Origin of the sequence: Pseudomonas sp. 13B_3.2_Bac1, assembly GCF_025466205.1 — a bacterium.
Lineage (GTDB): Bacteria > Pseudomonadota > Gammaproteobacteria > Pseudomonadales > Pseudomonadaceae > Aquipseudomonas > Aquipseudomonas fluorescens_H.
Genome location: NZ_JANLOG010000007.1, coordinates 34050 through 60302, shown reverse-complemented (window position 1 = coordinate 60302; position 26253 = coordinate 34050). Strand labels below are relative to the sequence as shown.

At 60.9% G+C, this 26253-nt stretch carries 21 protein-coding genes; 19 read left to right on the top strand and 2 right to left on the bottom strand.

Translation table 11 applies throughout. The annotated features are described in order from the left end of the window. Positions 1–72 precede the first annotated feature (72 nt). From NTD85_RS00915 to NTD85_RS00900, 4 genes are all read left to right on the top strand, one after another. Positions 73–1161: a polyamine ABC transporter substrate-binding protein gene (locus tag NTD85_RS00915; protein WP_003224753.1), complete on the top strand. Its 1089-nt coding sequence runs from the start codon at positions 73–75 to the stop codon at positions 1159–1161. Then, a complete protein-coding gene (locus tag NTD85_RS00910) occupies positions 1158–2459 on the top strand; it encodes an NAD(P)/FAD-dependent oxidoreductase (protein WP_262141204.1) in 1302 nt (433 codons plus the stop codon). The genes NTD85_RS00915 and NTD85_RS00910 overlap by 4 nt, the downstream gene beginning before the upstream one ends. A gap of 119 nt (positions 2460–2578) precedes the next feature. Continuing rightward, a complete protein-coding gene (locus tag NTD85_RS00905; protein WP_103519795.1) occupies positions 2579–4234 on the top strand; it encodes an intermembrane transport protein PqiB in 1656 nt (551 codons plus the stop codon). A 16-nt stretch (positions 4235–4250) separates the two neighbouring features. Continuing rightward, entirely contained in the window at positions 4251–4802 is a 552-nt protein-coding gene (locus NTD85_RS00900; protein ID WP_226499374.1) for a membrane integrity-associated transporter subunit PqiC, read from the top strand. Here the strand turns inward: NTD85_RS00900 and NTD85_RS00895 are convergent. Beyond that, positions 4760–6073 carry a sensor histidine kinase gene (locus NTD85_RS00895; protein ID WP_262141203.1) on the bottom strand — a complete coding sequence of 438 codons (1314 nt, stop codon included), beginning with the start codon at positions 6071–6073 and terminating at the stop codon, positions 4760–4762. The two genes, NTD85_RS00900 and NTD85_RS00895, sit on opposite strands and share 43 nt — an antisense overlap. A 316-nt stretch (positions 6074–6389) precedes the next feature. Between NTD85_RS00895 and NTD85_RS00890 the strand changes: the two genes are divergently transcribed. From NTD85_RS00890 to NTD85_RS00865, 6 genes are all read left to right on the top strand, one after another. After that, positions 6390–7070 (top strand): histidine phosphatase family protein, encoded by a 681-nt coding sequence (locus tag NTD85_RS00890; RefSeq protein WP_262141202.1) that lies wholly within the window; start codon positions 6390–6392, stop codon positions 7068–7070. A gap of 295 nt (positions 7071–7365) precedes the next feature. Further along, positions 7366–9087 carry a lipid IV(A) 4-amino-4-deoxy-L-arabinosyltransferase gene (gene arnT / locus NTD85_RS00885; RefSeq protein ID WP_262141201.1) on the top strand — a complete coding sequence of 574 codons (1722 nt, stop codon included), beginning with the start codon at positions 7366–7368 and terminating at the stop codon, positions 9085–9087. Next, the gene (locus NTD85_RS00880) at positions 9084–10601 is read left to right on the top strand and encodes an ArnT family glycosyltransferase (RefSeq protein ID WP_262141200.1); all 1518 of its coding nucleotides are present in this window, start codon (positions 9084–9086) and stop codon (positions 10599–10601) included. Before arnT (NTD85_RS00885) ends, NTD85_RS00880 begins: the two co-directional genes overlap by 4 nt. A 186-nt stretch (positions 10602–10787) precedes the next feature. After that, positions 10788–11801: an iron ABC transporter substrate-binding protein gene (locus tag NTD85_RS00875; protein WP_262141199.1), complete on the top strand. Its 1014-nt coding sequence runs from the start codon at positions 10788–10790 to the stop codon at positions 11799–11801. Positions 11802–11804: 3 nt separating this feature from the next. Further along, positions 11805–13400 carry an ABC transporter permease gene (locus NTD85_RS00870; protein WP_262141198.1) on the top strand — a complete coding sequence of 532 codons (1596 nt, stop codon included), beginning with the start codon at positions 11805–11807 and terminating at the stop codon, positions 13398–13400. Continuing rightward, on the top strand, positions 13397–14455 hold the full coding sequence (locus NTD85_RS00865) for an ABC transporter ATP-binding protein (protein WP_262141197.1): 1059 nt from the start codon (positions 13397–13399) through the stop codon (positions 14453–14455). The genes NTD85_RS00870 and NTD85_RS00865 overlap by 4 nt, the downstream gene beginning before the upstream one ends. On the opposite strand, the gene xerC is transcribed toward NTD85_RS00865, so the two are convergent. Then, a complete protein-coding gene (xerC, locus tag NTD85_RS00860) occupies positions 14456–15346 on the bottom strand; it encodes a tyrosine recombinase XerC (protein WP_262141196.1) in 891 nt (296 codons plus the stop codon). Between the two features lie 437 nt (positions 15347–15783). On the opposite strand from xerC, the gene arnB reads away from it, so the two are divergent. From arnB to NTD85_RS00815, 9 genes are read left to right on the top strand one after another with little or no spacing between them, the layout of a single operon-like run. Beyond that, the gene (gene arnB / locus NTD85_RS00855) at positions 15784–16932 is read left to right on the top strand and encodes a UDP-4-amino-4-deoxy-L-arabinose aminotransferase (RefSeq protein ID WP_262141195.1); all 1149 of its coding nucleotides are present in this window, start codon (positions 15784–15786) and stop codon (positions 16930–16932) included. Then, positions 16929–17960, top strand: coding sequence for an undecaprenyl-phosphate 4-deoxy-4-formamido-L-arabinose transferase (gene arnC / locus NTD85_RS00850; protein ID WP_262141194.1), 1032 nt, complete (start codon positions 16929–16931; stop codon positions 17958–17960). The genes arnB and arnC overlap by 4 nt, the downstream gene beginning before the upstream one ends. After that, positions 17957–19948, top strand: coding sequence for a bifunctional UDP-4-amino-4-deoxy-L-arabinose formyltransferase/UDP-glucuronic acid oxidase ArnA (arnA, locus tag NTD85_RS00845; protein ID WP_003224731.1), 1992 nt, complete (start codon positions 17957–17959; stop codon positions 19946–19948). Before arnC ends, arnA begins: the two co-directional genes overlap by 4 nt. Further along, the gene (gene arnD, locus NTD85_RS00840; protein WP_003224730.1) at positions 19948–20832 is read left to right on the top strand and encodes a 4-deoxy-4-formamido-L-arabinose-phosphoundecaprenol deformylase; all 885 of its coding nucleotides are present in this window, start codon (positions 19948–19950) and stop codon (positions 20830–20832) included. The genes arnA and arnD overlap by 1 nt, the downstream gene beginning before the upstream one ends. Further along, positions 20829–22478 carry a lipid IV(A) 4-amino-4-deoxy-L-arabinosyltransferase gene (arnT, locus tag NTD85_RS00835; protein ID WP_262141193.1) on the top strand — a complete coding sequence of 550 codons (1650 nt, stop codon included), beginning with the start codon at positions 20829–20831 and terminating at the stop codon, positions 22476–22478. The genes arnD and arnT (NTD85_RS00835) overlap by 4 nt, the downstream gene beginning before the upstream one ends. After that, positions 22475–22819, top strand: a complete 345-nt coding sequence (arnE, locus tag NTD85_RS00830; RefSeq protein WP_003224726.1) for a 4-amino-4-deoxy-L-arabinose-phosphoundecaprenol flippase subunit ArnE — start codon at positions 22475–22477, stop codon at positions 22817–22819. Before arnT (NTD85_RS00835) ends, arnE begins: the two co-directional genes overlap by 4 nt. Next, positions 22816–23229: a 4-amino-4-deoxy-L-arabinose-phosphoundecaprenol flippase subunit ArnF gene (gene arnF / locus NTD85_RS00825; RefSeq protein ID WP_003224724.1), complete on the top strand. Its 414-nt coding sequence runs from the start codon at positions 22816–22818 to the stop codon at positions 23227–23229. Before arnE ends, arnF begins: the two co-directional genes overlap by 4 nt. Beyond that, positions 23226–24605: a UDP-glucose dehydrogenase family protein gene (locus tag NTD85_RS00820; RefSeq protein WP_410017529.1), complete on the top strand. Its 1380-nt coding sequence runs from the start codon at positions 23226–23228 to the stop codon at positions 24603–24605. Before arnF ends, NTD85_RS00820 begins: the two co-directional genes overlap by 4 nt. Next, positions 24602–26200 (top strand): ArnT family glycosyltransferase, encoded by a 1599-nt coding sequence (locus tag NTD85_RS00815; RefSeq protein ID WP_262141192.1) that lies wholly within the window; start codon positions 24602–24604, stop codon positions 26198–26200. Before NTD85_RS00820 ends, NTD85_RS00815 begins: the two co-directional genes overlap by 4 nt. Positions 26201–26253: the final 53 nt, after the last annotated feature.

The following is a 26253-nucleotide window of genomic DNA, read 5'->3' as shown; positions in this document are numbered from 1 at the left end:
GGGAGCAAGCCCCCTCCCACAGGAATTAGCGAATCACCCGAAAAAATCCAAAAAATTCGAAGAGGTGTCGATATGCGTCTATTGAAATCCATGGTTCCTGCCGCACTGGCGCTGTTGTGCAGCACCGCAGCCCTGGCCCAGCCCCAGGTCTCCGTCTACAACTGGACCGACTACATCGGTGAAACCACCCTCGCCGACTTCCAGGCCAAGACCGGGATCAAGGTGATCTACGACGTTTTCGACTCCAACGAAACCCTGGAAGGCAAGCTGCTTGCCGGCCGCACCGGCTACGACGTGGTCGTGCCGTCCAACCATTTTCTCGCCCGCCAGGTGAAGGCCGGCGCGTTCCTCAAACTGGATCGCGAGCAGTTGCCGAACTGGAAAAACCTCGACCCGAAACTGCTCGCGCTGCTTGAGAAGAACGATCCGCAAAACGCGCACTCGGTCCCCTACCTGTGGGGCACCAACGGCATCGGCTACAACGTCGACAAGGTCAAGCAAGTGCTGGGCATCGATCACATCGATTCCTGGGCGGTGCTGTTCGAACCGGAAAACATCAAGAAGCTGTCGCAGTGCGGCGTGTCGATGATGGACTCGGCCGACGAAGTGTTCCCGGCGATCCTCAACTACATGGGCATGGACCCACGCAGCGAGAACCCGGAAGACTTCAAGAAGGCTGAAGCCAAACTGCTGAGCATCCGTCCGTACATCACCTATTTCCATTCCTCGAAATACGTGTCCGATCTGGCCAACGGCGACATCTGCGTGGCGTTCGGTTACTCCGGCGACGTGTTTCAGGCCGCAAACCGCGCCAAGGAAGCCAAGAACGGCGTGAACATCGCCTACGCAATTCCCAAGGAAGGCGCCAACCTGTGGTTCGATCTGTTGGCGGTTCCAGCCGACGCCGCCAATCCCAAGGAAGCCCACGCCTTCATCAATTACCTGCTTGATCCGCAAGTGATCGCCAAGGTCAGCGCCTCGGTCGGTTACGCCAACCCGAACCCGCCGGCCAAGCAGTACATGGACGTGGCACTGGTGAGCAATCCAGAGGTTTACCCACCGCAGGAAGTCCTCGACAAACTGTATATTTCCACCACCCCGCCCCAGTCGATCATGCGTCTGATGACCCGGTCCTGGAGCAAAGTGAAGTCGAACAAATGAATCAGTACAGCAAAGAACACGCCCGCTCCTATTACGCTGCTTCGGCCCGGGCAAGTACGCCCTGGCCGGTGCTTGACGGTGATCTCACCGCCGATGTCTGCGTGATCGGCGGCGGGTTCACCGGGGTCAACACCGCGATTGAGCTGGCGCAACGCGGGCTGTCGGTGGTGTTGATCGAAGCCCGGCGCATCGGCTGGGGGGCCAGCGGACGCAACGGCGGTCAGTTGATTCGCGGCATCGGTCATGAGGTCGAGGGCTTTGCACGTTACGTGGGCAACGACGGCGTGCGCTATCTGCAACGTGCCGGGATCGACTCGGTGGACCTGGTGCGCCAGCGCATCACTGAAAACGATATCGAGTGCGACCTGCGCTGGGGCTTCTGCGAACTGGCCAACACCCCGGCGCAGTTCGCGGCGTTCAAGGACGAACAGGTCAGCCTCGACGAACTCGGCTATCAACACCAGACCCGCCTGGTTGGCCCCGAGCAGATCCGTCAGCAAGTGGTCAACGCCGACGGCTACGCGGGGGGGCTGATCGACATGGGCTCCGGCCATCTGCATCCGCTGGATCTGGTGCAGGGCGAAGCGCGTCTGGCGGCGTCCCTCGGTGTACGCATTTTCGAGCAAAGCCCGGTGTTGCAGATCATCCACGGTGAAACCGTTGAGGTGCGCTGCGCCACTGGCAGCGTGCGCGCTGGCAGTCTGGTGCTCGGTTGCAATGCGCATCTGGATGAACTCGAACAGCAACTCAGTGGCAAGGTGTTGCCCGCCGGCAGTTACATCATCGCCACCGAGCCGCTATCCGAACAACGCGCGGCGCAGCTGATCCCGCAGAACCTCGCGTTGTGCGACCAGAAAGTCGGACTCGATTACTACCGGCTCTCGGCGGATCGACGGTTGTTGTTCGGCGGGGCTTGCCACTATTCCGGCCGCGATCCGGCGGACATCGCTGCCTACATGCGCCCGAAGATGCTCAAGGTCTTCCCGCAACTGGCGGATGTGCGCATCGACTATCAGTGGGGCGGCAAGATCGGCATCACCGCCAACCGCTTCCCGCAGGTCGGCCGGCTCAAGCAGCAGCCGAACGTGTTCTACGCTCAGGGTTATTCCGGTCACGGTCTTAACGTCACGCACTGGTGCGCCAAGCTGCTGGGCGAAGCGATTCACGCCGGCCATAGTCAGGGCATGGACGTGTTCAGCGCCGTGCCGCACATGACCTTCCCCGGCGGCCCGGCGCTGCGTTCGCCGTTGCTGGCACTGGGGATGTTCTGGTATCGCCTGCGCGAACTTGTCGGCTGAACGCAGCTCCTACACGTAACCAGCTCCTCGCTATTTGCTCTATCGCCAAGCACTTCTATATTGATGGAGTGCTTTTGCGTTCCTGAAGCTCAGCATCCACAAAACCGAGGGGGACATGGATGAAGTCGTCAGCCGCCGATGAGCCACGAGCACCTGGCCAAGCGCCGATCAAGACGCGTCGTTTCAGCATTTCACTAGTGTGGATCGTGCCGATCGTGGCGGTGCTGGTCGGTATTTCGCTGGTGGTGCACAATCTGCTGCAGGAAGGCCCGAGCATCGTCGTCAACTTCAAGACCGGCAGCGGTCTGACCGCAAACAAGACCGAGGTCAAGTATCGCAACGTGGTGATCGGTCAGGTGACCGACGTCGAGTTAAGCGCCGACCAGAAGAGCGTCGACGCCACGATCAAACTGTCCAAGCAGGCCGAAACCTTTACCCGCGAAGACTCGCACTTCTGGGTCGTGCGCCCACGCATCGGCGCCGGCGGCGTTTCGGGCATCGACACCCTGCTCTCCGGCGACTACATCGGCGCCGATATCGGCCAATCCGACAGCCGCGCCAAACACTTCAAGGGCCTGGAGAACCCGCCGCCGATCACCTACGGCGAACCGGGCAAGCGCTTCATGCTGCACGCCCCGGATCTCGGCTCGCTGGACATCGGATCGCCGGTTTACTACCGCAAGATTCCGGTTGGCCAGGTTGTCACCTACACCCTCAATCCCGAGGGCAAAGGCGTGGACATCGAGGTGTTCATCCATTCGCCGAACGACGCGTTCGTCACCGAAAACACCCGGTTCTGGAACGCCAGCGGCATTGACATCAATGTCGGCGCCAACGGCTTTGCCGTGAAAACCGAATCACTGTCCACCATGCTGGTCGGCGGCATTGCCTTCCGTGCGCCGGATTACAGCCCCAACGACGTTGCTGCCACGGACGACAAAGACTTCGAGCTGTTCGCCGATCAGCAGACCGCCCTCGCCCCGCCCAACGGCAAGGCGCAATACATGGTGCTGCGTTTCGATCAGTCGCTGCGCGGGCTCAAGGTCGATGCACCGGTAGAGTTTCTCGGCATGGAGATCGGCCGGGTCGTCGGGATCAACCTGGACTTCGACGCGAAAAAACGCAGCTTCCCGCTCAACGTCGGCATCGTCATTTACCCGCAGCGCCTGGGCCAGGCCTACAAAAAGATGCTGACCGAATTCAAGCACGATCCCAACGACGAAGCCGCCGGTATTCGTCTGCTCGGCACCTTCGTCGATAACGGTCTGCGCGCTCAGGCCCGCAGTGGCAACCTGCTGACCGGGCAGCTGTACGTTGCACTGGACTTCTTCCCGAAAGCCGAGAAAGTCGCGTTTGACCCGACGGCCCGGCCGGTGGTCTTGCCCACCGTGCCCGGCAGCCTCGAACAGTTGCAGGAAAAACTCGAAGCCGTGGTCGACAAGCTCAACAAACTGCCGGTCGAGCGGATTGCCGGCAACCTCGACAGCAACCTCGTGGAGCTGCGCAAAGGCCTGCAACAGTTCAACGCGAAAACCCTGCCGAGCGTGCAGACCACCCTGGCCGACGTCAGCAAGACCTTGCAGTCCGCCAGCTCGACCCTCGCCGAAGACTCACCGCAGCGCGAGAAACTCACCGAGACCCTCGACGAACTCGGGCGCATGTCGCGTTCACTGCGTGAGCTGTCGGATTATCTCGGTCGCCATCCGGAATCGCTGATTCGCGGTCGCCCCGACAATGCCGCGCCGCTGGACCTGAAAGGACCGCCACGCAATTGAGCACAGGAGCTACCCCATGGCTTTACCGCTGAAGATCACCGTGCTCGCTGCGTTCATGCTCCTGGGTGCCTGCCGCAGCGAGCCGATCAACTTTCACACCCTGACGCCGGTGCAACTGCCGACGTCCCGGGCCGGTGCGCAGATTCCCATCGAGGCGATCAGCGTGCCGCCACAGGTCGACCGCCCGCAAATCGTCATCCGTCAGGGCAACAATGGCCTTGCGATTCTGGAAACCCAATGGTGGGGGGCGAGTCTGGCGGATGAGTTGCGCAGCGCGTTGAGCGATCAACTGAGCAATACCGGCAGTCGCGGCAATGTTTCGGTGCGCATTGATGTGCAGCGTTTTGACTCGATTCCCGGACAATACGGGCTGATCGACGTCAAGTGGCGCCTGCGCCCGAGCGGTGCGGCGGACAATGCTCTGCTGACGTGTCATTCAACCTTGCAAACACCGTCCGGCCCGAGCATCGATGACCTGGTGGCCGCGCAACAGAACAACGTCAAACGACTGGCTGCATTGATCAATCAAGCGGCGGGCAATTCACGCACCTGTCCATCGGCGTCCTGAGTCGCCGCCGGTAGCGTGACGGTGAAACGGCAGCCGTTGGGTTCGCGAGTCACCAACTGAACCTGCCAGTGCTGATGGCTGCAGATCCGCTGCACCAGCGACAGGCCCAGGCCAAGCCCTTCACCGCGCTGTTCGTCACCACGCACGAATGGCTGAAACATCGCCTGGCGTTTCTCTTCCGGAATACCGATGCCGCTGTCCTCGACCACGAAACTGTCCTTGAGCAGAGTCAACCGGACGAAGCCCTGATCGGTGTAGTGCCAGGCATTGCGCAACAGATTGCCCATGACCGATTGCAAGAACGTCAGGTCATAGCGCGTGCTGCCAGCCAGTTGCGGCTCGTAAATGAACTCCAGGCCCTTTTCGCGAATCAATCGCCCCCAGATTTCCACCTGGGCGTCAGCGATAGATTTGAGTGTGCAGGTGGATTCGGTGCCAAGCTCTTCCGGCTTGCGCGCCAGCATCAAGAAGGTTTCGACCAGTTGGCGCATTTCAGCGCTGGCCCGGGCAATGCGTTTGACCTGCTCAGTGGAACGCCGATCCAGCGAGGGGTTGGTCAGCAACAGCTCGCAGGAACTGGCCAGAATCATCAGCGGTGTGCGCAGTTCGTGGCTCACGTCACTGGTGAAGAGCTTTTCCCGGTTCAGAGTCTCGCGCAACCGGCCGAGTGTCTGGTCGAAAGACAGCGCCAACTCCCCTACTTCATCATCGGCGTAATCCGGATGCAGGGCCGGCGCCAACGCGATCAACTGATCGCGATGACGTACCTGCCCCGCCAGGCGAATCACCGGCGCCATGACCTGCCGCGCCAGCAGCCTGCCGAGCGCGACAGCCAACATGACACTGAGGATGAACCCGACAATCACCACGACGAACAGCAGGTGCTCGCGTTGTTCGAAGCTTTCCTGATTGCGCAGCAACACATATTTGCGGCCGCCGACTGCCTCGACCATGGCGTAGAAATCATCACCGTTGAAGGTGATCTCCTGAAACCCCAAGGGCAGTTTTGCCAGTTGCGGCGTCAGCGCCATGGGCCCCGGACCGTTCTCGAAAAAAAACAGTTCGCTCTTTTCCGGCTCATGGCGCCACTGGTTGATGTCGTCTATCGCCAGCAACCGGCGCAGTCCGCCGCTCAGGGCCGTCATGGTCAACTTGTGCTCGACGACATGCACCGTGGCCACAATGCCCATCGCGAAGACACCGGCTACCACCGCGCTCATCAAGGCGAACACAATCACGATCCGATTGGCGAGGCTTTGCTTGAGGTCCATCCGGTTCAATGACTCCAGTGCTGATGTCAGAGCTGCAAGGGGCGGCGCGACGACGTTGTCCAAAGCGCGCAGCTTCGCCTTGCCCGGCGCAGTTGTTAAGTGCTTCAAGCAAACAAAACGGCTATTTGAGTTTAGTTATCAAATAGCCGTTTCTGTTGATACCTGCGCCTCTCTCGCAAATTTTTCACATGTTCTTCACTGCGCCGCCACGACTCTGAACGTAGTGTTCAGCAGCCATTCAAGCAACCCACCGTAAAGTAACTAACCTCCTGGAGCTTACGTTGCACTTTGCGTGTGAACTGAATGGAACTCGGGAATGACAAGGGGCAACGTCGTGGTTGAATTAGTACAAATACAATCAGCACCCAAGAGATCGTACCTCTCTCGTCCGCGGGCCTGGGTTGCCATCGCTGCCGGCGTGCTGGTGATCAGCCTGATTTGTGGCTTCGTCTGGCTGCAGCGTTCACCTGCCAACCTGCGTTATGTCAGCGCCTCTACCACCCAGCAATGGGTGAAAGCCTGGCAGGCTGGCGAGGTCGTCGCACTGGTGCGCCACGCCGAACGCTGTGACCGCTCGAACAACATTTGCCTGGGGCCGGCAGACGGTATTACCCAGGCAGGCAGCGTCTCTGCAGTCTCCGTTGGCCGGGCCTTTACGCAATTGGGAATGCAGCAGACCCAAGTGTTCACCAGCCCCCTGACGCGCACTGCGCAAACGGCTCATTACATGTTCGGTCGCGACGCAATGGCGGCAGAATGGCTGGAAACCTGTGGCCCGACGATGCGCGATGAGTTGGTGGCGCACAAGCCCCCTGGGCAGAACATGATCCTCGTGACCCACAGCGGCTGCATCGCCGATTTCGAAAGACAAACCGGTTACCCGCGCGCGGTCGCCACCGAATATGGCGGCGCGGTTTTAGCCCGTATAGATGCACAAGGCAAACTTGAAGTCATTGGCATCATGAACCCTGAAGGCTGGCAGCGATTGACCAAGTAACCAGCAAACTTAATCAAGCAACAAACAACTCGGCCAATGCTCTGGCACAGGGTATTGGCGCCTATGAAATTGTAATAAGAAATGTTTTTTATTTTGAGCAACTGGACATATTTCATTTTAGAGCTTGTCTTCCCGAGGAGAACTTAAAGCTGGAAGCAGACCCGTTCTCTGAATACAGGACACGGCCTTCGGACGTGCTCTCCTCTGCATTCATTCAACCCAGTGCCGCGCCTGCAACGGAAATCGCCAGGCGCTTCACTGAAACGCACACTTTGTACTGCACCAAGGTCCAGTCATGACGTCTGAGAACAAACCGCTGCACCATGCAGCGTTGAATTTGCCACACCTCCACCAGAGCACCCTGGTCGAGCGCTTTGCGATACCCGGTCTGGTGCTGGCATTCGTGGTCTTTTATCTGCTGCCACTGATGACCCACGGTCTGTGGATTCCCGATGAAACCCGTTATGGCCAGATCAGCCAGGAAATGCTTCTGAGCGGCAACTGGGTGGCGCCGCATTTCATGGGCATCCGCTACTTCGAAAAACCGATTGCCGGCTACTGGATGATCGCCATCGGCCAGGCCATTTTCGGTGAAAACCTGTTCGGCGTACGCATCGCCTCGGCGCTCAGCACGGGCGTAAGCGTGTGGCTGGCCTACGTACTGGCCCGTCGCCTGTGGAACAACCCGCGAATCAGCGCAGCGTGCGCCCTCCTTTATATGAGCTTCGGCCTGATTGCAGGTCAGGCCGGCTATGCCAACCTCGATCCGCAGTTCACCTTGTGGGTCAACCTCAGCCTGGTGGCGATCTGGTTTGCCATCGACAGCACCACCCCGCGCGCGCGCCTGGGCGGCTGGGCGTTGTTGGGCCTCGCTTGTGGCATGGGCCTGATGACCAAAGGTTTCCTCGCCCTGATGCTGCCAGTGCTGATCGCCCTGCCCTACATGATCTGGCAACGACGCTTTGGCGAGCTGGTGCGTTATGGTCTGGTCGCCGTTGCGGTGGCCGCCCTGGTCAGCGTGCCTTGGGCACTGGCCGTGCATTACCGTGAACCGGATTTCTGGCGGTTCTTCTTCTGGCACGAACACATCCGCCGCTTTGCCGCCGGCGAAGACGCACAGCATGCACGGCCATGGTGGTTCTATCTGCCGCTGCTGTTTGCCGCCACCTTGCCATGGGCATTGCTGCTGCCTTCGACGCTGTTGCGCACCTGGCGCGAAAAGCGTGACCCGAAAATCGCCTTCCTGGCTCTGTGGTTCCTGCTGCCCCTGGCGTTTTTCAGCGCGAGCAGCGGCAAACTGCCGACCTACATCATGCCGTGCCTGCTGCCATTGGCCCTGTTGATGGGCTACAACGTGATGAACTGGCTCGCTGACCAGAACGGCCGCGTCTTGCGTACCAACGGTGTGGTCAACGTGGTGCTGGCCGGCGCCGCGCTGGTGGCGCTGATTTATCTGCAAGCGACCCGTGAAATCTACGCAAACACCGAGATGTTCAGCCTGTCGCTGGCCTACATCGTATTGCTCGGCTGGATCATTGCCGGTTCGCTGCAAGCCTTGCGACCACTGACGCTGTGGGCGATGCCGGCGCTGGGCATCGGCCTGCTTGTCGCGCTGCTACCCGCTGCAATGCCGGCGACCATCGTCAACAGCAAGATGCCGGATCAGTTCATCGCCGAGCATCAGCAGGAACTCAGCCAGACCAGCTCGTTGCTGAGCAACGACCTGGGCGCGGCTTCTGCGTTGTCATGGCGCTTGCGCCGCCCGCAAGTCGACCTGTTCAACACCGTTGGCGAGCTCAAGTACGGCCTCGATGACCCGGCCATGGCTTCACGCAAGGTCAGCCTGGAAGGTGTTGGCCAATGGATGACCGAAGCGCGGAAAAAAGGCTCGGTGGGCGTGGTGATGCGCGTCAACAGCACATCGGACGCGCAACAACTTGAACTGCTGCCAATAGACGGCAAGCACTACCGCCGTGGCCAAATCGAAATCCTCATCTTCAGTCAGAGCCAGCCATGACCCAGACCAGGACTGAACGGAGGCAGTTGCTGCTTCTGCTGGCAGCGACTGCCCTGCTTTTACTGCTCGGCCTGGGCAGTCGTGAGCTATGGGGGCCGGAGACCCGTTGGGCCAACATCGCGTTGCAGATGCTGCAAAGCGGCGACTATTTCGACCCCTATCTCAAGGGCGGCCCCTACTACGACAAGCCGTTGCTGTCGTACTGGCTGATCACCGCCACCTCGTGGTTCACCGGCGGACTGGGGCATTGGTCGTTGCGCCTGTCATCGGTGATTTCCGCGTGGTTCAGCGTGTGGCTGGTGTACCTGATCGGCGAGCAACTGTTTCGCAAAGGCACCGGGTTGATCGCCGGCTGGATGCTGGCGACCACTTTCTACTTCGTGTTCTGGGCGCGAGTCGCCACCGCCGACATTCTCACCGTCTGCGGGGTGCTGGCGGCCGTCTGGTGGTACTGGCGCGGCCCGGATGACACCCGGTTCTGGCGCTACGTGGTGTTCTTCGGCCTGCTGTCGCTGACATCGCTGTTCAAAGGCCTGATCGGTTTCATCCTGCCCGGCCTGGTGCTGCTGCCGCACCTGCTCAGCGAACATCGCTGGAAACGTCACCTGAACCTGCGACTGCTGGGTGCTCTGCTGATCGCCGGGGCGTTCTACATGACGCCGTTCCTGTTGTCCCACCTCTACGGTGCGCCCAACTACGAACAGAGCGGCCTCGGCCTGGTGCTGCGCGAAAACGTCGTGAGGTTTTTCCAGCCGTTCGATCAATTCGGGCCGATTTACACCTACTTGATCTACCTGCCGGTGTACACCCTGCCTTGGGCACCGTGCTGGTTGATCGCCTTGTGGGTGGCCGCGCGCAACTGGAAGCACATCGAACCGGACACCCGCTGGCTGATTCAAGGGCTCGCGTTGCTGATGCTGTTCTTCACCGCGTGTGGCAGTCGCCGCAGCTATTACGTCCTGCCGTTGGTGCCCTTCGCGCAACTGCTGGGTGCCTGGTGGGTGACCCGGCGCATGGCCGCTCGCAACAGCGCAGGTCGTGGTCTGAAGATCGGCTTCGCTGTCACCACGGTGTTGCTCGCCGCGATCCTGGGGGTGCTTTACCCGTGGACCAACAGCGGCGGCGGTGTTATCCGCTTCGGCGAGCAGGTTCGCGAACAGGCCAGTCAGCAGGCACCGTTGAATCAATGGCGCATGGTCATGATCGAGGTCGACAACAAAGTGCCGATGTACCTGCAAACCGGTGGTGCACCGTTCTACTACGTGCCGGAAACGATCCAGGACTTCCCGCACAATGGCGACACCGCGACGCTGATCGCCTGGCTGGAAAGGACCAGCGGGGAACATTGGGATCCGCAACGCACGATTTTCGTCGCGCAATACCGTTCCGGTGATGCCGTGCCACTGGATGCGCTGAAGGCTGATCACCAGGTCATCACCACCACCCCGACCCGTGGCGAGCAGCTATTCCACGGGCGTGAAGACCAGAGCATGGCCTACATCCCCCACTCCTGAGCAATGACGTTAAGACAAAAGTGGAGAGTCGCGGTAAATTTGAATGGCAATGACAAGTATTAACGGCTTCTTTGACGTTTTTTTCTCATTTGCCACCCTACATTGCCGCGACTCGACACTTGCAAATCGTTCGCATTGTTTCCTGCGAGGGTTTGCTCATAACGTCTAAAAACAGGAGCTGCCCGAATGAATCCACGCCTTCCATCCTTCTTCAAGCGCGCATTGCTGGCCACCGCATTGCTCGGCACCGGGCAGGCGTTTGCCGCCGACTCGGTGGGTCTGGTGGTTTACAACGCGCAGCATGAAACGCTGACCAAGGCCTGGGTGGCCGGGTTCACCGAAGAAACCGGGATTCCGGTGACCATTCGCAATGGCGATGACACCGAAATGGGCAACCAGCTCGTGCAGGAAGGCGCCGCCTCGCCGGCAGATGTATTCCTCACTGAGAACTCCCCGGCGATGGTGCTGGTGGACAATGCCAAACTGTTCGCCCCGTTGGCGCCCGCGACCCTTGAGCAAGTCGATTCCGCCTACCGTCCGGCCCACGGCAATTGGGTCGGCATCGCTGCCCGTTCCACCGTGTTCGTCTACAACCCGAACAAGCTGACTGAAAAAGACCTGCCCAAATCCCTGCTCGACCTCGCCACCCCGGCATGGAAAGGCCGCTGGGCCGCCTCCCCGGCTGGCGCGGATTTCCAGGCGATTGTCGCCGCCGTCCTGCAACAGAAAGGCGAAGCCGCCACGCTGGAATGGCTCAAGGGCATGAAGACCAATGCAACCATCTATCGCGGCAACAGCGCGGTGCTCAAAGCGGTGAACGCCGGGCAGATCGACAGCGGCGTGATCTATCACTATTACAGCTTCGTCGATCAGTCGAAGACCGGCGAAAACAGCAACAACACCCGCCTGTATTACTTCAAGCATCAGGATCCGGGCGCATTCGTCAGCACCTCCGGCGCCGGCGTGCTGGCATCGAGCAAGCATCAGGATGAAGCGCAAAAATTCGTCAAATACATCACCAGCAAGGAAGGCCAGGAAGTTCTCGAAACCGGCACCTCCTTCGAGTACGCCGTGGGCAAAGGCGCGCCGTCCAACCCGAAACTGACACCGCTGAAAACCCTCGATGCGCCGAAAGTCGATGCCTCGACCCTCGACAGCAAAAAAGCCGTCGAGCTGATGACCCAGGCCGGATTGCTCTGAGTGATGCCCGAAACCTTGCCTGCACCGGCCGTTGCGACGGCCCCCGCCAGCCTTCTCCACCCTGCCCGCAGGCTTGGCGGGCGCGGCGGCTCGTGGGTGGTGACCTCGGCGGTACTGGTGTCGTTGCTGTCATTGCTGCCGATTGCGTTCGTGATCGGCGTGTCGTGGTACACCGGTTGGGCAACCATCGAAGCCATGATATTTCGCCCGCGGGTCGGCGAATTGCTGATCAACACCGTGCTGCTGGTGCTGATCACCTTGCCATTGTGCATCGTGCTCGGGACAACTCTGGCCTGGCTGACCGAACGCAGCAACCTGCCTGGCCGACGCTTGTGGTCAGTGTTGGCGGTCGCACCGTTGGCCGTGCCGGCGTTCGTCCACAGTTACGCGTGGGTCAGCCTGATTCCATCGATCCACGGCCTGCCCGCCGGTGTACTGGTGTCGGTGATCGCGTATTTCCCGTTTCTGTATTTGCCGATTGCGGCGACCTTGCGTCGTCTCGATCCGGCGATTGAAGACGTTGCGCAATCCTTGGGACTCAAGCCTTGGGCGGTGTTCTTTCGGGTGGTGTTGCCGCAATTGCGCCTGGCAATCTGCGGTGGAGCCTTGTTGGTCGGTCTGCATTTGCTGGCCGAGTACGGCTTGTACGCGATGATCCGTTTCGACACCTTCACCACGGCGATCTTCGATCAGTTCAAATCGACCTTCAACGGCCCGGCCGCCAACATGCTCGCCGGGGTTCTGGCGCTGTGCTGTCTGGCGATGCTCACGGCTGAATCCGCCGCCCGTGGCCAGGCGCGTTATGCGCGAGTCGGGTCCGGCAGCGCCCGGGATCAGCGCAGCGTGCAACTGGGGCGCGGCGCGACATCTTTGGCGTTACTCCTGCAAACGCTGACCTGCCTGCTGGCGCTCGGTGTGCCGTTGCTGACACTGGGCCGCTGGCTGGTGGCCGGTGGTGTGCAGGTCTGGCAAGGCGACGAGTTAATGCCGGCCCTGCTGCAGACGTTGTCGTATGGCGTGGCCGGCGCGTTGTTGACCAGCGTCGCGGCGATTCCCATTGCATGGCTGTCAATCCGCTCTCCCGGCAAACTGCAGCGCTTGCTGGAAGGCTGCAATTACATCACCAGTTCGCTACCCGGCATTGTCGTTGCGTTGGCGTTGGTCACCGTGACCATTCATTTCGCCCGGCCGATCTACCAGACCACCATCACCGTGCTCTTGGCCTATCTGCTGATGTTCCTGCCGCGGGCGCTGGTCAGTCTGCGCGCCGGTTTCGCGCAGGCCCCGGTCGAACTGGAAAACATCGCGCAAAGCCTTGGCCGCTCGCCGTTGCGCGCATTGTGGCTGATCACCGTGCGCCTGGCAGCTCCCGGCGCGGCGGCAGGGGCAGCCCTGGTATTTCTGGCAATCACCAATGAACTGACCGCGACCCTGCTGCTCGCGCCCAACGGCACGCGCACCCTCGCCACTGGCTTCTGGGCGATGACCAGCGAAATCGATTACGCCGCCGCAGCGCCCTACGCGCTCTTGATGATCCTGCTTTCCCTGCCGCTGACGGCCATTCTCTATCACCAATCCAGGCGTACCGCTGGCCGATGAACGCTCTCGAACTGCTCAACCTCAGTAAAACCTTCGGCGCACAAAAGGCGCTCGATGACGTCAGCCTCAACGTGCCGACCGGCAGCCGCACGGTGATCGTCGGCCCCTCCGGTTCCGGCAAGACCACGCTGTTGCGGATGATCGCCGGGTTCGAGTTTCCCGACAGCGGCAGCCTCACGCTCAACGGCCAGACGCTGGTCGACCGCAGCCACGCGGTGCCGGCCTATCAACGGCAGATCGGCTACGTCCCGCAGGACGGCGCGTTGTTCCCGCACATGACGGTGGCAGCGAACATCGGTTTCGGCCTGGCCCTGACCGGCGCTGCGCGCCATCAACGCATTCTGCAATTGATGGACAGCGTGGCGCTGGACGCGAACATGGTCAACCGTTGGCCGCACGAATTGTCCGGTGGTCAGCAACAGCGCGTATCCCTGGCCCGGGCACTGGCGCAACAACCACGGCTGATGCTGCTCGATGAGCCGTTCTCTGCCCTCGACACCGGTTTGCGTAGTGCCATGCGCAAAATGGTCGCGCGCCTGCTCGAAGACGCCGGCGTCACCACCATTCTGGTGACCCACGATCAGAGCGAAGCGTTGTCGTTTGCCGATCAATTGGCGGTGATGCGCAGCGGCCGGCTGGTGCAGTCCGGGCATCCGATGGATCTCTACCGCTTTCCGAATGATGAGCAGACTGCGCACTTTCTCGGCGAAGCCGTGGTGCTGCCCGCGCGGATCGAGGCGGGTTGGGCGCACTGCGATCTGGGTCAGGTGGCGGTGAACAGCAACGGCTTCAGCGGCGCTGCGCAGATCATGCTGCGCCCCGAACAATTGCAGATCGCCGAAGTGGCGTCTGACAGTCAAGGCTGCCATGCGCTGGTCACCGACCGCGATTTCGCCGGCAATACCTGCACCTTGACGGTCGAACTGAGCTCATCCGCGACTCAGGATCCGGCCCGTTCGATTCTGGTGCGCAGCTCCGGCATGCACGCGCCGCCCGCCGGCAGCGCGGTGCAACTGTCGGTGCTCGGTGCGGCGCATGTGTTTGGCCTGAACTGATCAGAGATCGAAGCGATCCACCGCCCGCCGCCGCTCGTTGTCATCGCGCACATCGTAGTTGGCGGTGGTCTGGATGTTGCTGTGATGCGCCAGTTTCTGCGCGATCGACAGGTCGTGCTCCTCGATCACCCGGGTGATGAACGAGCGACGGAAATCGTGGGGCATGATCTTCACCCCGACCTGCGTCCCGCGCTGACGGGCGATGTAATAGATCGCGTGCTTGGTGATGCGCTCGCGGGTGATGTGGCTGCCACGGCGGATGCGGTTGAACAGGAAGGCATCGTCGCTCTCGCCTTCCTTGAGCTGTGAACGGCGCAGTTCGAGCCAGGCATTGAGCTTGCTGAACGCCCATGCCGGTGCGTATTTGATCAACTGCTTGTTGCCCTTGGCGGTGACGCACAGGCTGCGTTCGCTGAAGTCGACCTGATTCAAATCCAGATCCACCGATTCCGACTTGCGCATGCCGGTCCCGTACAGCAACGCGATGATTGCCGCATCACGCAGGCCCTGCGGGCGCGGGTCGGCGGCGCAGACTTCCATCAATTCGTGAATCAGCGTGCGCTTGAGATTGCGCCCCTGAGACAGCCGCGTGCCGGCGATGCCCTTGACCGAGCGCATTTTCAACAGATGTTCCTGGCTGATCAGGCTCATGCGCCAGGCCTCATTCATGACTCCGCGCACGGCATTCACATACAACGAAGAAGTGTTGGGTGCGTAGTTGTCTGCGCGCAACGCCGCGACAAGACCCACAACATCTTCGGGTTGTAACGCATGCCAGGGAATCTCTTCGACATTCATGTCTTCAAAACCCAGGCGATCGGCCGCATCTTGCAGCACGTAGCGCATGGTGAGCTGGCTGGAAGGCGCCAAACGCGCGAGGTACAGGCTCATCGGGTTGGGCTTTGGAACGACCGGGTTTGCAGCAACTAAATCAATCAAACGATAAACCTTGAGTAAAAAACGTACAGCACTACAACAACTAACAAATGCAATGTACTTGAAGTAAAGAACGTACTTGAGCCGCACTGTCCGACAAAAAACTGCGATGGACGGTAGAAGCCTGAACAGCGGCTGTATAAGTGACAGATAAACGATTCGCCAACCGGTTTTTCATGTTCCTTTCACAAAAACCGGCATAACCTTAATTCCCATCGGTTCGGTAGTGGCTTTGCCCAACCTGCCGGGCAAATCGTGAAAAGTCAATCGATCCCGACGTCATGCTTTTTTTGCCAAGTTATTGATGCAGGAGTGCTTTTCTGCGTCTACGCTGAGGTTGGATCCAACGATTCCGTGAATTCATCCTTTATTTTTTTTGCAATGAGGTGCCCATGAGTCAGGCGTTTCTCCCCTTCTCTCGCCCGAGTATTGGCGATGAGGAAATTGCCGCCGTAGAGCAGGTGTTGCGCTCGGGCTGGATCACGACGGGGCCGAAAAACCAGGCACTCGAAGAGCAGTTTGCGCAGTATGTCGGTTGCAAGCACGCGGTAGCCTTGTCTTCGGCCACCGGCGGCATGCACATCACGCTGCTCGCCCTGGGCATCGGCCCGGGCGACGAAGTCATCACCCCGTCGCAGACCTGGGTCTCGACCGCCAACATGATCTCCCTGCTGGGCGCCAAACCGGTATTCGTCGATGTCGACCGCGACACGTTGATGACCGACGCTGCGCGCATCGAAGCGGCCATCACCCCGCGGACCAAGGCAATCATTCCGGTGCACTATGCCGGCGCAGCGTTCGATCTCGATCCGCTGTATGCCCTCGCCGACAAGCACGGCATCCCGGTCATCGAAGACGCCGCCCACGCTGCCGGCACCCGCTACAAGGGGCGTCACGTCGGCTCGCAAGGCACGGCGATCTTCTCGTTCCATGCGATCAAGAACATGACCTGTGCCGAAGGCGCGATGTTCGTCACCGATGACGAAGCCCTCGCCAGCCGTGTGCGCATGCTCAAATTCCACGGCCTGGGCGTCGACGCCTATGACCGTCTGACCGGTGGCCGCAAGCCGCAGGCGCAAGTGATGGAGCCCGGTTTCAAGTACAACCTGGCCGACGTCAACGCCGCGATTGCCCTGGTGCAACTGCAGCGTCTGGAGGAAATCAACGCCCGTCGCACCGAACTGGCCACGAGCTATCTGCAGAAGTTCGAAGGCTTGCCAGTGCAACCGCTGGCCCTGCCCGACTACGCCCAGCAACACGCCTGGCACCTGTTCATCCTGCGCATCGACAGCGAGCGTTGCGGCATGGATCGCGAAGCTTTCATGAAGGCTTTGCAGGATCAGGGCATCGGTACCGGTATCCATTTCATTGCCACCCACCTGCACACCTGGTATCGCCAGCGTGACCCCGACCTCTACCTGCCCAACACCGAATGGAACTCGGCGCGGCTGTGCTCGATTCCGCTGTTCCCCGACATGACCGATCAAGACCTTGACCGTGTTGTCGGTGCCATCGCACAAATCATGGAAAAACGCCTGTGAAACCTTATCCAATCCGCAGTGTGTCGATCGTCATCCCGGTCTACAACGAGCAGGAAAGCCTGCCCGAGCTGCTGCGTCGTACCGAGGCGGCCTGCCGCCAGTTGCATCACGACTTCGAAATCGTGCTGGTCGACGACGGCAGCCGCGACGAATCGGCGAACATGCTCGAAGAAGCCGCCGGGCGTGAAAACAGCCCGTTCGTGGCGGTCATTCTCAACCGCAACTATGGTCAGCACGCCGCGATCATGGCCGGTTTCGAACAGTGCAAGGGCGACGTGGTCATCACCATCGATGCCGACCTGCAGAACCCGCCTGAAGAAATCCCACGGCTGGTGGCCGAAGCCGAAAAAGGTTACGACGTGGTCGGGACCGTGCGCGGCAATCGTCAGGACTCGGCGCTGCGCCGGTATCCGTCGAAGCTGATCAACCTTGCCGTGCAGCGCTCCACCGGCGTTGCCATGAGCGACTACGGCTGCATGCTGCGCGCCTACCGCCGCAACATCATCGACGCGATGCTCGCCTGCCGTGAGCGCAGCACGTTCATCCCGATCCTGGCCAACAGCTTCGCCCGTCATACCACCGAAATCGTCGTGGCCCACGCAGAGCGTGAACACGGCGACTCGAAATACAGCCCGATGCGCCTGATCAACCTGATGTTCGATCTGGTCACCTGCATGACCACCACCCCGCTGCGTTTGCTCAGCATCGTCGGCTTCGCCATGGCCGGTCTGGGTGGGCTGTTCGCCGTCGCACTGATCATTCTGCGTCTGGCGTTCGGTGCCGGCTGGGCGGGCGGCGGTACCTTCGTTCTGTTCGCCGTACTGTTCGTGTTCACCGGTGGCCAGTTCATCGGCATGGGGCTGCTGGGTGAATACCTGGGCCGCATGTACAGCGATGTGCGCGCCCGTCCGCGTTTCTTCATCGAAAAGGTGTTGCGCAGCCAGCCGGCCGATCCGGCCCCTGCCGTCACCGTCGATGGTCTTTCTTCTACCGCTACTTCTTCCACTTCCGATCAGGTTCTCTCATGAGTGCAAAAACTGTTGTCTTCGCCTACCACGATATTGGCTGCGCCGGCATTGAAGCCCTGCTCAACAGCGGCTTTGACATTGCAGCAGTGTTCACTCACGCCGATGATCCGAAAGAAAACGCGTTCTATGCGTCGGTTGCACAACTGTGCGCGAACAAAGGTATTCCGGTACACGCGCCGGAAGACGCCAACCACCCACTGTGGATCGAGCGCATCGCCAAGCTGGACCCGGAGTACATTTTCTCCTTCTACTACCGCAACCTGCTGAGCGAGCCACTGCTGGCACTGGCGAAAAAAGGCGCGTTCAACCTGCACGGTTCGCTGCTGCCACGTTATCGCGGTCGCGCTCCGGCAAACTGGGTGCTGGTCAACGGCGAAACCGAAACCGGCGTCACCCTGCACCGTATGGTCAAGCGCGCTGATGCTGGCGCGATCGTTGCCCAGCAACGCGTGGCCATCGAGCGCAGCGACACCGGTCTGACCCTGCACGCCAAATTGCGCACAGCCGCCAGCGACCTGCTGCGCGACACCCTGCCGAACATGCTGCAAGGCAAGATCACTGAAACCCCGCAAGACGAATCCAAAGCCACCGTGTTCGGTCGTCGCACCCCAGCGGACGGCAAACTGGTCTGGGCCAAACCGGCCGAAGAACTGTTCAACCTGGTGCGCGCCGTCACCCGTCCTTACCCGGGCGCCTTCTGCGCCGTGGGCGAGCACAAACTGATCGTCTGGAGCGCCGAAGTCGTCAAGGGCAACGAAGGCCAGGCGCCAGGTCGCGTGATCAGCGTCGATCCGCTGCGCATTGCCTGCGGTCAAGACTCGCTGGTGATCAACGCCGGCCAGCGCAACGACAACGGTCTGTACCTCAGCGGCCCGCAACTGGCCAACGAACTGGGTCTGGTGGATGGCTCGTTGCTGCGCGGCGCCGAATCCGGTCGTGCGCCACGTCGTACTCGCGTACTGATCCTGGGCGTCAACGGTTTCATCGGTAACCACCTGTCCGAGCGCCTGCTGCGTGACGACCGCTACGAAGTCTACGGTCTGGACATCGGCTCCGACGCCATCGAGCGTCTGCGCAGCCACCCGAACTTCCACTTCGTCGAAGGCGACATCAGCATTCACTCCGAGTGGATCGAGTACCACATCAAGAAGTGCGACGTGGTCCTGCCGCTGGTGGCCATCGCCACCCCGATCGAATACACCCGCAACCCACTGCGCGTATTCGAGTTGGACTTCGAAGAAAACCTCAAGCTGGTTCGCTACTGCGTCAAGTACAACAAGCGCGTGATCTTCCCGTCGACTTCGGAAGTCTATGGCATGTGCCAGGACAAGAACTTCGACGAAGACAGCTCGAACCTGATCGTCGGCCCGATCAACAAGCAGCGCTGGATCTACTCGGTCTCCAAGCAACTGCTGGACCGCGTGATCTGGGCTTACGGCGCCAAAGGCCTGAACTTCACCCTGTTCCGTCCGTTCAACTGGATGGGCCCGCGTCTGGACCGTCTGGATTCGGCGCGTATCGGCAGCTCCCGCGCCATCACCCAACTGATTCTGAACCTGGTGGAAGGCACGCCGATCCGTCTGTTCGACGGTGGCGAGCAGAAGCGTTGCTTCACCGACATCGCTGACGGCGTCGAGGCGCTGGCGCGGATCATCGACAACGACAACGATGTCTGCAACGGCCAGATCATCAACATCGGCAACCCGGACAACGAAGCCAGCATCCGTCAGTTGGGCGAAGAGCTGCTGCGTCAGTTCGAAGCGCACCCGCTGCGTCACAACTTCCCTCCGTTCGCCGGTTTCCGCGACGTGGAAAGCAAGGCGTTCTACGGTGCCGGTTACCAGGACGTGGAACACCGCAAGCCAAGCATCGCCAACGCCAAGCGCCTGCTGAACTGGGAGCCGACCGTGGAAATGCGCGAAACCATCGGCAACACCCTGGACTTCTTCCTGCGTGAAGCCATGCTCGAAATCGCGGACAAGAAGTAATGCAGGCAGGTCTTCGTATCGATGTCGACACCTACCGTGGCACCCGTGAAGGTGTGCCGCGGCTGCTGGAGATGCTCGACGAGGCGCAGGTCAAGGCAACGTTTTTCTTCAGTGTCGGCCCAGACAACATGGGTCGACATCTGTGGCGCCTGATCCGCCCGCAGTTCCTCTGGAAAATGCTGCGCTCCAACGCTGCCGGCCTCTACGGCTGGGACATTTTGCTGGCCGGCACTGCCTGGCCCGGAAAACCGATTGGCCGTGATCTCGGGCACCTGATGCGTCAGGCCCGGGACGCCGGTCACGAAGTCGGCCTGCACGCCTGGGATCACCATGGCTGGCAGGCCAACGCCGGGCGTTGGAGCGATGCCCAACTGATCGAACAGATTCGTCAGGGCGTCGACACGTTGAGCGACATCCTCGGAGAAAAGATCCAGTGTTCGGCCGCCGCCGGTTGGCGTGCGGACGAGCGCGTGATCGAGGCCAAACAGGCCTTCGGCTTTCGCTACAACAGCGATTGCCGCGGGCAGAGCCTGTTCCGTCCGCTGCTGGCGGACGGCACGCCGGGGACTCCGCAGATTCCGGTGGACCTGCCGACCTTCGACGAAGTCGTCGGCCCGCACGTGGCGGCGAAGGACTTCAACGCCTTCATCCTCGACCGGTTCCAGGCGCAAGCACTCAACGTCTACACCATTCATGCCGAAGTAGAAGGGATTCTGATGGCTCAGGATTTTCGTCAATTGCTGGCCGATGCACGCCAGCGCAACATTGACTTCAAACCCTTGGGTGACTTGTTGCCCGAGTTTTTCAACACGTTGCCCGTGGGCCGCGTACAACGCGGTGCGCTCGAAGGCCGTGAAGGCTGGCTGGGAGTGCAAGGCGCATGACCAGACGCTGGGCACTGCCGCTGTTGATCGGCCTCTGTCTGCTGGCCTATCTGTTGCCGTTGCACACCCATGGCTTGTGGATCCCCGACGAAACCCGCTACGCACAGATCAGCCAGGACATGCTGCTCAGTGGCAACTGGGTATCGCCGCATTTCATGGGGCTGCGTTATTTCGAGAAACCGATTGCCGGCTACTGGATGATTGCCATCGGCCAGGAATTGTTCGGGCAGAACCTTTTCGGCGTGCGCTTCGCGTCGGCCCTCAGCACCGTTTTGAGTGTGCTGCTGGCCTACCTGGTCGCGCGCAGGCTATGGAACGATCCGCGCAAGAGCTTCGTCTGCGCCCTGCTCTACATGAGCTTCACGGTCGTCGCCGGCCAGGCCGGATACGCCAACCTTGATCCGCAATTCACCTTCTGGGTCAACCTGAGCCTGGTGGCGCTGTGGTTTGCGCTCGACGGCCGGAGCACCGGGCAACGTCTGGGCGCCTGGGCGGTGTTGGGGCTGGCCTGCGGCATGGGCTTCATGACCAAGGGCTTTCTCGCCTGGTTGTTGCCGGTATTGATCGCGTTGCCGTGGATGCTATGGCAGAAACGCTGGCGCGAGCTGCTGGTGTTCGGCCCGGTGGCGATTGCCATCGCGATCATCGTCAGCTTGCCGTGGGCACTGGCGGTGCACGCGCAGGAGCCGGATTACTGGCGGTTCTTCTTCTGGCACGAACACATTCGCCGCTTTGCCGGTGACGATGCGCAGCACGATGCACCGTGGTGGTTTTACCTGCCGCTGCTGGTGGCGTTCAGCTTGCCGTGGGTCGGTCTGTTGCCGACCGCGTTCAAGCAAGCCTGGCAAACCCGTGCCCAGCCGAAAATGGTCTTCCTGCTGCTGTGGCTGTGGCTGCCGCTGGGCTTTTTCAGCCTGAGCAACGGCAAGCTGCCGACCTACATCCTGCCGTGCCTGTTGCCATTGGCACTGGTGCTGGGCAATGCGCTGGCTGATCGCCTGCGTCTGGAACAAGGTCGGGCGCTGGGGATCAACGGTCTGCTGAACCTGCTGCTGGGTGTGGTCACGCTGATCGCACTGGTTTATCTGCAACTGAACAAACCGGTGTACGACCATGAACTGCACAGCATGGTGCTGGTGTTCATCGCCCTGATCGGCTGGATCATCGCCAACCTCGCGCAAGCGTTCCTGCCGCTGCAATGCTGGGCGGCGCCGGCGCTGGGCAGTCTGTTGCTGGCCGGGATCCTGCCGGCGGCGTTGCCCAAGTCGGTGGTGGCCAACAAGACCCCGGATCAGTTCGTCCGTCATCACGTCACTGAACTGTCCGGCGCTACGCATCTGCTGAGCAACGATCTGGGCGCGGCGGCGGCACTGGCCTGGCGCATGAAACAACCGGAGGTCGCGCTGTACAACACGGTCGGCGAACTCAAGTACGGTCTTTCCTACCCGGAAGGCGCCGAGCGCCGACTCACCAAGGACAACGTTCAACAATGGGTACGCGAAGCGCGCCGCAGCGGATCGGTCGGTGTGTTGATGCGCGTCAAGGGCCAGGACGAGCTCGAAGAGCTGGACCTGTTGCCCAAGGACGGTACCCGTTACGAATCGGGCAATCTGGTGATCATGGTGCTGCCCAAGGATCCGTCATGAGCTGGTTGCTGTTACTGACGGCGTGTCTGCTGACGTGCCTGGGGCAAGTCGCGCAGAAATTCGCCGTGGAGAGCTGGCGCGGCGTTGATTCGTCCTGGGCCGACAAACTGCGTTCGCCATGGTTGTGGCTGGCGCTGGTTTCTCTCGGCAGCGGGCTGCTGGTGTGGCTGCTGGTGTTGCAACGTCTTGAAGTGGGCATCGCTTACCCGATGCTCAGCCTCAACTTCGTGCTGATCACCCTGATTGCCCGCTTCGTCTTTCGCGAGCCCATCGACCGCCAGCATTGGCTGGGCGTGGCGCTGGTGATCGGCGGCGTGGTTTTGCTGGGGCAACAGTCATGAACAAGGCACGTGGTATCGGTTTCGCCCTCGCCAGCGTGGGGTTGGTCAGCAGTGCCCAACTGGGCATGCGCTGGAGCATGACGCGCCTGCCGCAACCGGAACAATGGCTGACGGCGCTGAGCGCCGGCAGTGTCGATCTGTCGGCACTGGCGGTGGTGCTGGTGGCAATTTTCGCCTACGCCCTGTCGATGCTCTGCTGGCTCGCGGCATTGCGCGATCTGCCGCTGGGCCGGGCTTATTCACTATTGAGCATCAGCTACGCGCTGGTGTACCTGCTGGCGGCCAGTCTGCCGCTGTTCAACGAATCGTTCAGTTTCACTAAATCGCTGGGCGTGGCACTGGTCATGCTCGGGGTCATCACTATTAACACTCGTCCGTCTCGTGCGCCCGAATTCAGGAGTGCTCCATGAAAATCACAGTATTTGGTAGCGGTTATGTTGGCCTGGTGCAGGCCGCCGTGTTGGCCGAAGTCGGTCACGACGTCGTGTGCATGGACATCGATCAGAAGAAAGTCGAACTGCTGCGCCAGGGTCACGTCAGTATCTTTGAACCGGGCCTGTCGAGCCTGGTACGCGAAGGTCTGGACTCCAGCCGTCTGCATTTCACGTCCGATGAAAAACTCGCCGTACAACACGGTCGCGTCGCGTTCATCGCCGTGGGCACACCGTCCAGTGAAGACGGTTCGGCCGATCTGAAATACGTGCTGTCGGTGGGTGACGCCGTGGCGCGCCATCGTGAGCAGCCGCTGATCCTGGTGGAGAAATCCACCGTACCGGTCGGCACCGGCGACACCCTGCGCACGCATATTCAGGCGGCGCTGGACAAGGCCGGTCGTGAGCTGCAGTTCGATATCGTGTCCAACCCGGAATTCCTCAAGGAAGGTTCGGCGGTGTCCGACTGTCGTCGTCCGGACCGCATCGTCATCGGTTGCGAAGGTGACGAAGTGCGCGACGTGATGCGCGACCTGTACTCGCCGTTCAACCGCAACCACGACCGCATCATGTTCATGGACCTGCGCAGCGCCGAGCTGACCAAATACGCCGCCAACTGCATGCTGGCGACCAAGATCAGCTTCATCAACCAGATCGCCGAACTGGCCGAACACCTGGGCGCCGACATCGAGTCGGTCCGTCAGGGCATCGGTGCCGACACGCGCATCGGTTACCACTTCATCTACCCGGGCTGCGGTTACGGCGGTTCGTGCTTCCCGAAAGACATGCGCGCGTTGATCCACAGTGCTGAACAGGCACATTGCTCCAGCGACCTGCTGCAAGCGGTCGAAGCGATCAACGAGCGGCAGAAGCACAAGCTGTTCGAACGCATCAACGCGTTCTACAAGGGTGACCTGCGCGGCAAGACCTTCGCCCTGTGGGGCCTGGCGTTCAAGCCGAACACCGACGACATGCGCGATGCGCCGAGTCGCGTGCTGCTCGACTCGCTGTTCGCCGCTGGCGCCAGCGTTCGCGCGTTCGACCCGGAAGCGATGCAGGAAACCCAGCATCTGTATCCGAACGAAGAAAAACTGATGCTGATGGGCACCCCGGAATCGGTGCTGTCGGGTTCCGATGCGCTGATCATCTGCACCGAGTGGCAGCAGTTCAAGGCGCCGGATTTCGACCTGATCGAGCAACGCCTGAAAGCCCCGGTGATCTTCGACGGCCGCAACCTGTACGACGCCGAGCGTCTGGCACGCAACGGCTTCAAGTACTTCCCGATCGGCCGTGGTGATTCGCGCAAACTGCCGATCCCGCTGCAACAGTGGCCTAACAAAGCGGACGTCGCTTGATCACGTTGTCGCCTGTCATCCGCCGGCAGTCCCTGATCGCAGGGCTGCTGGCGCTGTTGCTGTTCATAGCCGGGGTTTACGGACAGGCTCCCATTGGCTTCGATTCACGGTTCGTACTGTTTGCCCAGGAAATGCTGAGACACGGGCCGACCGTATTCCCGACCACTTACGGTCAACCTTACGCCGACTATTCAGCGCTCTCGACGCTGTTCATCTGGCTGTTGTCGTTGCCCTTCGGCGCGATCAATACCCTGACGGCATGGCTGCCAAGCGCCATTGCCGGCGGCGTGATCGTGACGTTGATGTATCGCTTGCTGGCGGTGCATTCGCAGCGTTGGGCCTTGATCAGCATTGCGCTGTTGATGCTCACCAGCACCTTCGTCACCGAAGTGCGCGCCGTGTCGCAAGACCTGATGCTCGCCGCCGTGGCGCTGTCGGTGTTTTACCTGGGCTACGCGCACGACCATTTCGGCTCGCGCCGTCGCTGGCCGCTGATCTTTATCCTGTTGTTGCTGGGCTTCGGCATTCGCGGGCCCATCGGCCTGGTGGTGCCGACCGGCATGCTCTGCAGTTACTACTTGCTCAACCGCGAGTGGAAACGGCTGTTGGTGTTCGGTGTGCTGGCGTCGATCCTGCTCGCTGCATGCGTCGGCCTGCTGTTGTGGCTGGCTAAACTCAGCGGTGGCGAGGCGTTCCTGCAAGACGTGATTCGTATGCAGTTCATGGGGCGCCTGGACGGCAGCGAAGGCGTCAGCGGTTCGCTGTATTACTTCACCAGCTCGATAGGCAATTACGCACTGGCGTATCCGCTGGCGATACTGGCGTTGGCCGCGACCTGGCTGAGCAAGCCGCATCAGCGCGGGCCGGCCTTGCGTCTGGTGCAATACTGCGCGGCCGCCGGGCTGATCGTCATGGTCGGTCTGTCGATTCCACAGGCGAAGAAGGCGCGTTACCTGCTGCCGATGTTGCCGATGGCGGCGATCATCGCGGCGTACCCGTTCCAGGTGCTGCACGGTCGGGTGTTCCGCGTATTGCGTGGGGTAATTCAAGGCATCTGGCTGGCGACGCCAGGGCTGTTGATGGTGGCCCTGCTGGTTGCCAAACGCCGCTTTCCCGAGCAGCTCGACGGCATCACCCTGGTGCTGATCGTGCTCGGCGTTCTGCAATTGCTCGCGTTGTCGCGTCTGATGATCCCGCGCTGGCGTGCCGAAGTGCTGGCGCTGTGTTCGGTATTGGCGTTGTGGACGGTGTATGCCGCGGTGTTCGAACCGGTAGAGCGACGTCTGTACGACACGCAGGCGTTCAGTCGCGCCGCGTTCGCGCAGGTGCAGCAGAACCCGGCACCGCTGGTGCTGCACGGCATGGGCAAAGACGCCAAGGCGATCAAGTTCATGGTCAACGTCGAGCAGGATCTGCAACCGCAATTCACCGAAACAGTCCAGCAACTCGAAGCCCTCAAGGGCCCGGCCTGGCTGATGATGGACAGCAAGGACCTGCAATCGCTACAGGGCACCCCGCTGGCCGGCTTGCAACCGGTGGTCACGGGCAGTTTCGACAAGAACGATTACGTGCTGCTGTACCTGAAGCCCTTGTAGACCTTGTCGAAGGCTGCGATCTTCTGATTTTGGATCGCAGCCAGCGACAGCGC